9 protein-coding genes are annotated in these 12311 nt (G+C 36.7%); 6 read left to right on the forward strand and 3 right to left on the reverse strand.

Going from position 1 to position 12311, the window contains the following annotated elements; translation table 11 throughout:
- The first annotated feature begins 122 nt into the window (after nucleotides 1-122).
- From DX873_RS07430 to DX873_RS07455, 6 genes are all read left to right on the forward strand, one after another.
- Entirely contained in the window at nucleotides 123-2381 is a 2259-nt protein-coding gene (locus tag DX873_RS07430; RefSeq protein WP_116183747.1) for a tetratricopeptide repeat-containing sensor histidine kinase, read from the forward strand.
- On the forward strand, nucleotides 2378-3115 hold the full coding sequence (locus tag DX873_RS07435) for a LytR/AlgR family response regulator transcription factor (protein ID WP_116183748.1): 738 nt from the start codon (nucleotides 2378-2380) through the stop codon (nucleotides 3113-3115). Before DX873_RS07430 ends, DX873_RS07435 begins: the two co-directional genes overlap by 4 nt.
- A 466-nt stretch (nucleotides 3116-3581) precedes the next feature.
- A complete protein-coding gene (locus DX873_RS07440; protein WP_147296621.1) occupies nucleotides 3582-4142 on the forward strand; it encodes a hypothetical protein in 561 nt (186 codons plus the stop codon).
- A gap of 24 nt (nucleotides 4143-4166) precedes the next feature.
- Nucleotides 4167-5129 carry a cadherin repeat domain-containing protein gene (locus DX873_RS07445; protein WP_147296622.1) on the forward strand — a complete coding sequence of 321 codons (963 nt, stop codon included), beginning with the start codon at nucleotides 4167-4169 and terminating at the stop codon, nucleotides 5127-5129.
- Between the two features lie 39 nt (nucleotides 5130-5168).
- Nucleotides 5169-6899, forward strand: a complete 1731-nt coding sequence (locus DX873_RS07450) for an Lcl domain-containing protein (RefSeq protein WP_116183751.1) — start codon at nucleotides 5169-5171, stop codon at nucleotides 6897-6899.
- Nucleotides 6900-7183: 284 nt separating this feature from the next.
- A complete protein-coding gene (locus DX873_RS07455; protein WP_116183752.1) occupies nucleotides 7184-7921 on the forward strand; it encodes a tyrosine-protein phosphatase in 738 nt (245 codons plus the stop codon).
- Here DX873_RS07455 and DX873_RS07460 read toward each other — a convergent pair whose 3' ends face one another.
- The 3 genes from DX873_RS07460 to DX873_RS07470 form a co-directional block, all read right to left on the reverse strand.
- Nucleotides 7922-10294, reverse strand: coding sequence for a GumC family protein (locus DX873_RS07460; protein WP_116183753.1), 2373 nt, complete (start codon nucleotides 10292-10294; stop codon nucleotides 7922-7924).
- A gap of 43 nt (nucleotides 10295-10337) precedes the next feature.
- On the reverse strand, nucleotides 10338-11102 hold the full coding sequence (locus DX873_RS07465; protein WP_116183754.1) for a polysaccharide biosynthesis/export family protein: 765 nt from the start codon (nucleotides 11100-11102) through the stop codon (nucleotides 10338-10340).
- 13 nt (nucleotides 11103-11115) lie between these two features.
- On the reverse strand, nucleotides 11116-12311 hold a 1196-nt coding region (locus DX873_RS07470), incomplete at its 5' end, for a UDP-N-acetylglucosamine 4,6-dehydratase family protein (RefSeq protein ID WP_147296623.1).

The following is a 12311-nucleotide window of genomic DNA, read 5'->3' on the forward strand; positions in this document are numbered from 1 at the left end:
CAAGAATATCTCAGTTTTATTTCTTGAAGGATTTTAAAAACTCGTATTTTGGTTGGGACTAAACCTTGCATTTCAGGTAAAATGCGTGTTCAATTAGTATTAAACAATATGCAATTCTTACTATGTATTTCTTGACCGTATTCACTAGAAACAAGACTTTGGGAAGTACATTGAAATTTAGCGGCCTTAATGTTTTTCAATGTTTTCTTCTTCCAGTCTTTTTCTTAATTGCAGTTTCTACGGAGGCACAGAAAAGCACAGTTGACAGCCTAACAATTGAATTAGGGCTTCATCAAAAAAAGGATACAATAAGGGTGAATCTATTGAATGAATTGGCTTTTTCCTATTTCAACAATGATATAGGTAAATCTCTCGAACACTTGGATAAAGCAGAAGAGATAGCAGAAAATATCCAATTTAAAAAAGGGAGGGCTAGAAGTATTTATATAAGGGGGCTAATTGAATCCTCGAAATCAAATAATAAGCAAGCAATACGTTTATTTAAAAAGTCTCTTTTACTGTATAATACAGAGCATTACGAAAAAGGTGTTTCTGATTGCTTTGCAAAGATTGGAATGGCGTATTATTATGATTATCAATATAATAAATCCATTGAAAACTATAAGAATTCAATAGAAATTCTAAATAATATTGGACAATCGAAAGCTACGGCAGTAAGTTTAAAATTTATCGGGTTCTGTTATTTGGATATGGGCGAATATAAAAAGGCCTTGGAGTACTTCAACAAAGCAATGGATATCAATCTGGCGAACAATGATAAATTAGAGATGGCCAGTTGTTTAAATAATATGGGGACCAGCTATCTACATAAGGGAAACTATCCACTTGCCTTAGAACATTACAACCAATCCTTGATCAATTATAAAATACTGAAAGATACTGCGGGTATTTCATCTGTTCTCAACAATTTAGGTCTTGTTTATAAAAAGAATAAAAAATTCGATGAGGCGATTGCAAGTTACAAAGAGTCGCTAAAATTAAAGTTTAAGAAGAACAAGATAAATAGTAAGAACAAAGGGATCTCATTGAATAATATTGGAGTCGCATACCGACAAAAAAAGGATTATAAGAATGCACTTATCTATTTGACCGAAGCGTTGGAAATGAGCACTTCAATAAACGATCAAGATAATATCGGGAGGTGTCTGCTCAGTATGGGTGATGTATATTTAGAATTAAAGGATTACAATATTGCTCTTCAGAAATTCTTAAAAGCCAAAGAAATCAATATTGAATTGGAAAGCCAATTGGGACTATGTCATTCCTATTTAGGATTAGCAAAAGTCTATTTAAATCAAAAAAAAATTGATTTAGCCCTTATCAACGCAATAAAATGTAAAGAGATTTCAAACAATATCGGGGCAATTGATTACCAAAGGGATACTTATAATTTACTTTCAACTATATATGAGAACTTAGGTGATTTCAAAAAGGCATTTGAAAGTCATCAACAATTTAAGATTTTAAACGACAGCCTTTTTAATAAAGAAAATGTTGAAAAAATTGCCCAATTAGAATATGAATACAAATACAAACAGGCTTTGGACTCTGCTAGTATTCGTGAATTAAGATTAACCAAAACTGTACTGACCACATCTAAAGATTTGGCCAAATCAAAGCAAAACTACCTTTGGGCAGTTATAGGTATTTTAACGGTATCCATACTATTGAGCTCCTTGGTATTTTACCAAAAGTTTACAACTATTAAGGTCAAGAATCAAAATATCCTAACCGAGCAAAAGCTATTACGCTCCCAAATGACCCCCCATTTCATTTTTAATTCCCTTTCCGTATTACAAGGAATGATTTTGAACAAGGAAGAGAAAAAGTCAGTGACTTATCTGTCAAAATTCTCAAAACTATTGCGTATTGTACTGGAAAACTCGAGGGATAAATTGGTTCCGCTCATTCAGGAGCTTGATGCCATTGACAACTACATGATGTTGCAAAACATGGATGCTGACCCACCTTACAATTACAGCTTGGTGGTAGATGAAAGTATAGATATTAACCAGCTTCTAATACCCCCTATGCTGATTCAGCCTTTTATTGAAAATGCCATTGAGCATGCCTTTAGGACCCAACAAGACAATAGGGAACTAGAAGTTTATCTAACCCTTATTGACGAAAGATTGAGCTGTTCCATTGCTGATAATGGTATTGGGATTGATGCCATTTCAAAAAAATCAAATACCAACAAAAAGTCTTTAGCCACAACAATTACCGCTGAAAGACTACAACTTTTGGCAAAAGATTTCAATGTGCCTGGAGGCATATCCATTGAGGACAGAAAAAAGTATAATGCACAAGGAACACAAGTCACACTGATTATTCCTTATAAAGTTATCGAGAATACATGAAAGCCCTAATTGTTGAGGACAAAGCCTATATTCGAAAGGGCTTGATAAATCTTCTGGAAACATTTGAGACCGATGTGGAAATCATTGGTGAATGTGCTTCTGTAAAAGAAGCCGTTGTAGTGTCCGAAGCTTGTAAACCAGACCTGGTGTTTTTGGATATCAACCTTACAGATGGTACAGGTTTTGATTTTCTGGACCAAACGGAACACCTTAGCTATAAAATCATTTTCATTACGGCATATGAGGAGTATGCACTTCAGGCCCTTAAAATAGGTGCGGTGGACTACTTGTTAAAACCTGTGGATGTTGGTGAGCTAGAAACTGCCCTAGAGAAAGTTAAGTCCCTACCCTTGGAAGAGCAAAAGAAGCAAATAAACACCGCCAAAAAAGTATGGTATCAAGATGAAGCCACACTGGTACTTTCGTTGAGCAATAGTTTTCAGGTCATCAACCTGCAGGAACTACTGTACTGCGAATCCGATAAGGGGTACACTACCTTCTACTTGAACAATAACAAAAAATATGTAGCCTCCAAACCTTTGAAGGAGTATGAAGGAAAACTTAAAAAGGTAAATTTTACAAGACCCCACCAATCTTTTATGGTGAACCTTAAGTTTATTGACAAATATGATAAATCAGGGATTATCTTTTTAAAAAATGGTCAAAGGATTCCTGTTTCTTCCAGAAAAAAAGAAGCTTTTATCTCTACTTTCCTTGAATACAATAGTCATTAGTTAACCCTGCACCAGGCATACCTTAGCCTATTTCCTCTTTTTTCCAAAATACGAATATGGGTTTGGGACCAACAGAAATTAGTTGTGGTTTCACACATAAACATTAACTGTTTCATAGGAAACCGCATTACCTCATCTTTACCCTGACCAAACCATTTCTTGCAGAAATCTCTTAGGAAAATAGCCTTCCATAAGCAGCTATTCTTCAAGAAATAACAAAACCAATTCTTATGGAAAATATCAAATCTAAATATAGGTCTGGGAAGTCTAGTCCTGGTGGCTACGGATATTCTTTCAATTGTGCTATCCGTCTTTAACTACAACATCAGGCTTTTAGCCTAGATTGATGTTTGGGGCGGTACTGCAAGTTGGGTCATTAGAATCCTATTAATATTCGGCAGAAGAGCCTTTTTCTTCCTCTTTGGAGGAGCGAGTGAGAAATAAATCATTAACCAAAAAAGAAAAAATGAAAGCCACTTTAATAACCTTAATAATGGCGGCAACACTCGTTTCCTGTGGAGGTGGAGCCAGTAAACAAAAGGCCAACGCTAAAGGCTTTGGGGCCATTGAGATTATTCTAAAAGATAAGTTTGGTAACGATGCCCATTATACTGATTTAACAATCACCTATAATGAATCAATAGGAAATATTGTTGGGGTCACCGTTACGGAAGCTCCAGAATCCTTAAAAATGGGACAATGGAACCTTTCTCAAGATAATTGGACACAAACTTCTGAAATAACCCTAGAAGTGCCTGCTGGAACAAAGGCCGCCGATTTTATGTTTCAGCTAGATGAAACTATTAATCTGGGGAAATTGGGGGGACTGGTCGAAATTTCAAAAGAAAAGCTTACCGCCAAGAAACAAATTGAAAATCCATTACTGCACATGGCTTTTGTTAAAATGCCCAAAAATGGGGAAAGGACAAAAACCGAGTACGTGGTTATGTTAAAACCACCAAACGGTGGCACCACCTTTACCTTAAACTACGGCCTAAATGGAGAGTTAATCAATATTGACTATTAAAAAGTATTAAACATCAACCCCACTATGATGAATAAAAAAAGAAATATTGCCAATCTACTTATGTTGGCATTAGTAATTTTCAATTTTAGCTGCAGTAATTCGGATGATGGAACCATAACCGTGAATCTTGAAGATTTTGAGGCAACTTTAGATGAAAACCCTACAATTGGCCAAAGTATTGGCACCATACAAACCAATGGCGGCACAGCTACTAATTTCAGTATAGCTTCACAAACACCTTTAGGTGCCTTGAGTATTGATAGCGCTTCAGGCGAACTGACCATTGCGAATGCCTCCTTGTTCAATTTTGAGGCAAACTCAACAATTACTGCAACGGTTACGGTCGATAACGCCACTAATTCTTCAGCAGTGATTATCAATTTAAACGATTTATTTGAATCATCGGTTCCAGGTAATACCAACACAGAATTTGTGGTTGGGCAGGATGCGTACGTTACCCACAAGGCCTATTTATTGGTGGATGATGCTACTATGGATGGAGAATATGACCGTGCTTTCACCTTTGTTTTTACGGATGGTGATATTGTAGAAGATGTAACGGACGAAATCGCTTTTGAAACAACAACTACCGTCTTTTCAAAAGTAACCTGTAACCTTTTTGCCGTTAGTCCAACATTGGACCAAACCCCATTCTTCACATGGGACCCTCAATCAAATCCCAATGGGTTTGTTTCCATAATTATGGATGGGCATAACTTTTCACAATATGGCATTACCAACTTTAGTAGTGCAAATACTATAGGTGGACAAACCTTTGGACAGCCAAATGGTGGAACTAGCCATAACCACACTGCTCTGCCCTATGGAGACAGTTCCAATGGAAATCTATTTACCATCAATGCCCGAACGTTTGACCTAAATACCATGACGGGAACCATTGATTGTAGTTATTCCTATTTAGATGATAATGGCGCAACGGTAACTGGGGTTTATGTTGGCCCTTACGAAATCCTTACCGCATTCTAATGAACCAATAAAAAATAACCCAATTTAAATTTAATAAATATGAAAAATAGATTCAGAATAGCCCATATATGGCTATTAACACTTTTAATTGCGACAATAAGCTGTAACAATGATGACAATAGTGATGGAACCACGGATGAAATTGTGATAGAAGTTCAGGACTTTACCTTAACTATCGATGAAAACCCATCTAATGGCGAAAGCCTTGGTAGTATAGAGGCCACGGGCAGCAATAGTCTAAGCTTTAGTATTACTGAGCAAACACCTTCTGGGGCCTTGACTATTAACGAAGATACTGGAGATTTGACCATTGCCGATGCCAGTTTGTTTGATTTTGAGACCAATCCCATGATTACTGCAACAGTAGCTGTCGTAGGGGCAACAGAAACGGCTTCAATAACTATTAACCTTAATAACTTGGATGAACTAGGCGTTCAAGACCTTATAGTGGACATTGACGAAAACCCTACCAATGGTGACCTTATTGGCACGGTACAGGTAAACGGAAATGGAGCTTCCAGCTTTAACATCGATAGCCAAACCCCGACAGGAGCCTTGGCTATTGACCAAAGTTCGGGGGAGTTAACCGTAGCAGATGCAAGCGTATTCGATTTTGAGACCAATCCTATTATTACGGCAACAGTTTCAGTTATTGATGGTATTGATACGGCAACAGTGACCGTAAACCTTAATGATGTTGTGGAAATAACACTTGACGATTTAACGGTTAGCATTGACGAAAACCCAACAGATGGGCAAGTTGTAGGTACTATGCAAGCAAATGGCAGCGGTACGTTCAGTTTTTCCATTACATCCCAAACTCCACAAGGGTCGCTAGCTATAGATTCCAGTACTGGAGAATTGACCGTTGTTGACCCCAACTTGTTCGATTTTGAGACCAACCCCGTGATTACAGCAACTATTTTGGTTGATGATGGTGTAGAAACAGCTACAGCTTCAGCAACAGTCAATCTAAATGATGTAGATGAAGTAACTGCTCAAAATACGAACATGGATATTGATGAAAATCCATCAAATGGTGCTATTGTGGGAACCTTACAGGCAACAGGTTCAAATTTGACTTATACCATTACCTTCCAAAACCCAGCGGGTGCGTTTAACATTGATCAAAGCACAGGAGAACTATCAGTTGCTGATGAAACCTTATTTGATTTTGAAACCAACCCCAATATGCTTGCAACCATTTCTGTGGACAATGGTATACAAACCGTATCTGCCAATGCCATAGTTGCTCTTAATGATGTAAACGAGCTAGGAGAATATAAATATGGTGGAGTAATTTTTTGGATAGACCCTACAAGTAATAATAGTGAAGGATTAGTTTGTGATGTGGTTGATCAATCAACTGGCGGAACCTGGGGCTGTACTACTGTTGATATAACAGGTGCGCAAGGTATTGCAATAGGTTCTGGCGAGGCCAATACAGCTGCTATTTTAGCATCGGGTTGTACTGTTTCTTCTAGCGCTGCTGAAATGGTCGCTAGTTTAGACTACAACGGTTTTGATGATTGGTTCCTGCCAAGCAGGGATGAGCTGAATGAAATGTTCTTGAACGTAGGAATTATCAATGCGACCGCTATTGCAAATGGCGGAACAAACTTGAACTCTGCGTATTGGAGTTCTTCGCAAAGTTCGGCTACCGAAGCATGGGAAGTCCTTTATGTGGATGGCGTCGGAATTTACGAATTTGCTCTAGGTAAAGGAAGTTGGCTCAATGTACGTGCTGTAAGATCTTTTACAGATTTCTAAAAAGGGAAATCATTTATAAGTGACCAAAGACAACGGTTTGTCCTGCCTACGTGACAAACCGTTGCTTTTTGTCAAAGTTGACAGTGATGAAAATGGAAGCAACAGCTTAATTAAAAGACAACCCAATGAGCAAAAGCAATATCTATTATCCACCAATAGAGGCCAAAAAATCATTCACAAGACAAGATGAAAAATGGGATGAACCAGTGGTTCTTTTCTGTACCGGAAAGTAGTATAACCTCGAAGTAAAGTAATGCCTTATCTTTACATTCCAAATTTTACGAATGCTACATTTTTTTGAAAGAAAAAGATTCCTCATAGATTATTTACATGGGCTTGTGGATATTCACAATCATATCCTTCCCGGAATAGACGATGGTGCCAAAACTGCTGAAGAATCCATTGAATTAATTCAACAGTTTTCCAATTATGGAATTAAAAGCCTGATCTGCACCCCTCATATCATGCACGGTTACTATGACAACACTGCTAAAACTATAAAAAATTCATTTGAAATTCTTCAAAAGGAATTGGCAAGTACTGCTTTGGATTCCAAAATAGAATATGCTGCAGAACACATGATCGATGACAATTTTGAAGCGCTTTTAGACAAAAAAGAGGTCATGCCACTGAAAAAGGATTATCTGCTCATTGAAATGTCGTATTTACAACCTTCATTTAATTTTGATATTGCTATTGAGAAAATAGCCAAACATAGTTACTTTCCAATTTTGGCACACCCAGAACGGTATATATATTTTCATAAACAATACGGAACCTACTCCAACCTCAAGACAAAAGGAATCTTGTTTCAATTGAACCTGTTATCACTCGGAGATTATTATGGGAAAGAAATCCAACAAGTTGCAGAAAAACTTTTAAAGGATAAAATTGTCGACTATGTAGGTACAGATATTCATAACATGAGACAATTTTCTGCAATAAAGGAGCTAAAAATATCCAACAATACCCTAAAACTATTGTTGCCAATCATCGAGAATACAATTCTTAATTTCTATTGATTACGAAAAACTCCACCATTTTTTCAATGACTTTCCATAGCCATAGCCGTACTTACCTCCATAACCTAGGTTCGAGGCCTTAACATTATTTACAATAAAAGAAAGTCCTTTTAATTTTCCTTCTTTTTTAAGTTTCAGAGGGTATTGCAATACCTTTTTCTCTGTCACATCCGCCTTGGTCACGTATAAGATTTGATTTGCGTACCTACTAATGAGCAACGTATCCGTAACAACCATAAGAGGAGCTGTATCTACAACCACATAATCATAACGTTCAGCCAATGATTCAAACAATTCTCCTATTCGATCGCTCATTAACAACTCAGCTGGATTTGGAGGTATCTTTCCAGAATATATAACATCAATAGTATTTGTATGGACAAGCATTGGATTTATAATATCTTCTATTTCCAAAGTCTGGTCGCTTAAATATTCCGTCAAACCTACCTTAACCACTCTTTTTGGTTTTGACATAGCATCTACGTTCTTACTATCTGCAAAAAAAGTATAGAGTTTAGGGTTTCTTATATCTGCTCCTATCAGGAGAACTCTTTTTCCTGTACTAGAAAAGGTCATCGCTAGATTTGATGAAATCAATGTTTTTCCCTCCCCTGGCACGCTTGAGGTGACAAAAATTAAGTTCCCTTTGCCATTCTTCTTTTTGGTACGAAAAATATAATCAAGATTAGTCCGGAGAATTCTAAGAGATTCTGCCAAAACCGATCTATCTTCATTCTTGATTAGTTTTTCTTCTTTCTTTCCAATTTTAGGTATCTCTGCCAATACTGGAACATCTCCCACAATCTTTTCTAAGTCAAGTTTGTTATGGATTTTATTATCCAGTAAATCGGTAACATAAATCATGGAAAAAGGTACCAACATTCCAACCATCATGGCAGTTAGAAAAATTATCCCTTTTCGTGGAGATACAGGAATATCTGCGCTATATCCAGAATTAATGATTCTCGATTTTGGAGATGCTGAAGCAAATGCTATTTGCGACTCTTCCCTTTTTTGCAGCAAATATAAATAAAGGGATTCCGTGGTTTGTTGTCTTCTTGATATATCCCTAAGTGCTCTTTCATTTCCAGGTGCCGCATAAATCCGTGAATTTATTTGGGATAATTGTTTGCTTAAACTATTAACCTGTAGATTCAAATTGTTTGAAACATTGTTTAAACTAGATTGTATTCCCTTTTTTAACCCTTCTAGTTGCTGGTCTAATTTAACAATTACGGGATTTTTCTCATTAGAGCTCTCTAATAATCGATTTCGCTGAGCGACAAGTTCATTATACCGTTGTGCAGAACCTGAAATTCCCTGATCAGCCAGGCCCACCTCAGGAATAATATCATATCCTTCTTGACCATCAATAAGCTCTTTCATGGAACTCGCTATGCTCAGTTGAATATTAGCATCTTGTAGCTGACGTTCACTAGCTGCACTCTGTGAAAAATTGACATTAGATTGGGACCCTAAATCTGCAATTCCTCGACTCGATTTAAAATTTTCCGCTGTCTCATCTACCGAGGAAAGATTGTTGTAAATTTCTGATATACGATTCTCAATAAATTCAGAAGTTTTATCAGCAATTGCTTTTTTATCCTTAACTGCGTTGTCATTATTAATCTGAATGAGTTCATTGATAACATCTATGGCCCTTTGTTTTTCAGAGTCCGTTAAGGAGATAGTTATAATATTTGAAAACTCTCCTGCCAAGCTTATTTTGGTTTTCGCCCTATAGCTTTCAACAACAGACGGGATTGGGTCTACCGTTACTTTTATTAGTTTGTCCTTATAGAAAGATACCAGCTTAGATTCTGGCACCAATATAATATCCCCAATTTTTGTGTTTATATTTGATCCAAAGGAATATTTTTTAAAAGTATCATCCTCTTTCTCGGAATATGAAAATTCCGTACTTGATAAAATCTTGAGAAAAAACTCGTGCTGTGATTTATTGGTTACCGAATCAGCACCAAGAAAATTGATTGAAAAAGGATAGTCACTTCCGTAAATTTCAGTGTTCCTGATATTGCCTATTACAAAATATCTTAAATTAAGCTTGAGTTTTTTAACAATGGACTTATAGTTACTTCTGGCATTTAAAATTTCTATCTCATCAATAATTTCAGTATTAGTTACTGCTCCTGAAAGGATGTCCAAATCCTTAAAAACGGAAAGCTCCGAAGATGCACTTTTATCCTTTATAATTTGGATTTTTGCGGACGCCTCGTATTCAGGTATTGCGTATCTAAGGTAAAAAAAGGCTCCTAAGAGAGTTAATATGGTAGAAAAGGCAAACCATTTCCAATGTTTGAGATATTTATCCAAAATTGATTTTATATCAATTTCATTGCCACCAAATTCCATTTAAAGACAAAATAAATTAAGTTAATAGTAAAAATAAGGTCTCTTAATTTCTTGTTATTAATACAACTGTAGAAGTAATTAAAAGCGAAATGATGGAAACTGCAACGGATGTTCTTTGATCGAAACTAGATTCCGTTTTACCTGATTTGTTGGGCTCAACATAAACTACATCATTTTGGGTTAGGTAATACACTGGGGATTTCAAAGCATCCTTTCGATTAAGGTTAATTCTGTTATAAACTTTTGTTCCATCAAAATCCCTAATGACCATAACATTGTCCCTTCTACCTTTTATACTAATATCCCCAGCTAATCCTAATGCTTCCATTATCGTGATCTGTTCTCCATTAACTGTGTAAGTTCCAGGTCTACTGACCGCTCCCAACACAGTGACAGTAAAATTCCTAATTCTGATATTTATGATAGGGTTCTTTAGATAATCAGCTAACTTTTCCCTAAGAAGTTCTTGGGTCTCCGCTGGCGATAATCCTACAATTTTTACCTTTCCTATTACTGGAAAATCTATTTCTCCATTCTTATCGACCAAATAATTGACTTGTTCTGGTCTAAACCCTCCTTCTTCCGCTCCCCTAAAGAGATTGAATGGAGCGCTTGCTTCTGGGTCCAGTGTCGACACGTTGATGCTAATTAAATCATCTACCTTAAACTTGGTTGTGAACGTATTATCATCTACCAAAGTTTCGAACTGACTCGCATCTTGAAAATATACCACTCCTTTCTGGGGGCCACATGAATAAAATAGAAGGGCCAAAAAGACCACACAGGTTAATCTAAAGGTCGAATTCATAAGATATTGGTATTTAGCTGTTGAGTTGTGCAATTTTAGACTTTGAGTTTTGTGGGGGACTTAATTTCTCCTTGTCATTGTCCAATTTACAAAAATCGGAATTTTTTGATATATACTCTGGCACAATATTTTTCATTAATTGCACCACATTATCCTTAAAGAAAAGGTTCGAAATACAAAGCTCGTCAATCATCGTTCTTGTTCTGGTATAATCTATATCCCGGACTTTACTGATCATTATCTTGTCATGATATGTAGGAAGTGTATTTTCGCCATTGGCCAATAATTCTTCATATAACTTTTCTCCAGGACGCAACCCTGTTATTTTTATATCAATATCATCAGGATAATGCAATCCTGATAACCTAATCATATTTTTGGCCAAATCCAAAATCTTGACAGATTCTCCCATATCAAATATGAATATCTCGCCTCCTTTGCCCATAGCCCCAGCTTCCAAAACTAATTGAGAGGCCTCTGGAATTGTCATAAAATACCTTGTAATCTCTTTATGAGTGACGGTTAACGGGCCTCCTTTTTCAATTTGTTTTCTGAACAGCGGTATAACGGAACCATTTGATCCCAACACATTTCCAAATCTTGTGGTAACAAATTTAGTTTTGTCGTCTTGCTGTCTACAACTGATATACATTTCTGCAATTCGCTTGGTGGCCCCCATAACATTGGTAGGGTTCACTGCTTTATCCGTTGAAACAAAAACAAACTTTCCAACCTCAAATTCCATGGCCAAATCAACCAAATTTTTTGTGCCGGCTACATTGATTTTTACCGCTTCATATGGATTACACTCCATTAAAGGGACATGTTTGTATGCAGCGGCATGAAAGATTCGGTCAGGTTTATGCTCCTCAAACAACACACGCATTTTGTTCTTGTCCCTGATATCACCAACAATAGGGACGAAATTAAAGAATCCTGCCTGCTTTAGTTCCTGTTGAAGATCATAAAGAGCAGATTCCGCCTGGTCTATCACAACCAATGACCTATAATTGTACGTGCAAATTTGACGGACCAATTCGCTTCCAATTGAACCAGCACCCCCAGTGACCATAATAACCTTGTCTTCAAAGTCTTTTACAACTTTACTGTTTTTAATTTGAATTGGGGGTCTGTCCAATAAATCCTCAATTTGTACTTGTTTTATCTGGGAAACTTTCAATTCTCCATTGATCCAATCTTCTATTGGAG

The sequence above is a fragment of the Flagellimonas nanhaiensis genome (assembly GCF_003382275.1).
Classification (GTDB): domain Bacteria; phylum Bacteroidota; class Bacteroidia; order Flavobacteriales; family Flavobacteriaceae; genus Flagellimonas; species Flagellimonas nanhaiensis.

What these genes read in the sequence shown, in the direction of transcription:
- DX873_RS07430 (WP_116183747.1), top strand. Translation starts at nt 123, where the DNA reads ATGTATTTCTTGACCGTATTCACTAGAAACAAGACTTTGGGAAGTACA.
- DX873_RS07435 (WP_116183748.1), top strand. Translation starts at nt 2,378, where the DNA reads ATGAAAGCCCTAATTGTTGAGGACAAAGCCTATATTCGAAAGGGCTTG.
- DX873_RS07440 (WP_147296621.1), top strand. Translation starts at nt 3,582, where the DNA reads ATGAAAGCCACTTTAATAACCTTAATAATGGCGGCAACACTCGTTTCC.
- DX873_RS07445 (WP_147296622.1), top strand. Translation starts at nt 4,167, where the DNA reads ATGATGAATAAAAAAAGAAATATTGCCAATCTACTTATGTTGGCATTA.
- DX873_RS07450 (WP_116183751.1), top strand. Translation starts at nt 5,169, where the DNA reads ATGAAAAATAGATTCAGAATAGCCCATATATGGCTATTAACACTTTTA.
- DX873_RS07455 (WP_116183752.1), top strand. Translation starts at nt 7,184, where the DNA reads ATGCTACATTTTTTTGAAAGAAAAAGATTCCTCATAGATTATTTACAT.
- DX873_RS07460 (WP_116183753.1), bottom strand. Translation starts at nt 10,294, where the DNA reads ATGGAATTTGGTGGCAATGAAATTGATATAAAATCAATTTTGGATAAA.
- DX873_RS07465 (WP_116183754.1), bottom strand. Translation starts at nt 11,102, where the DNA reads ATGAATTCGACCTTTAGATTAACCTGTGTGGTCTTTTTGGCCCTTCTA.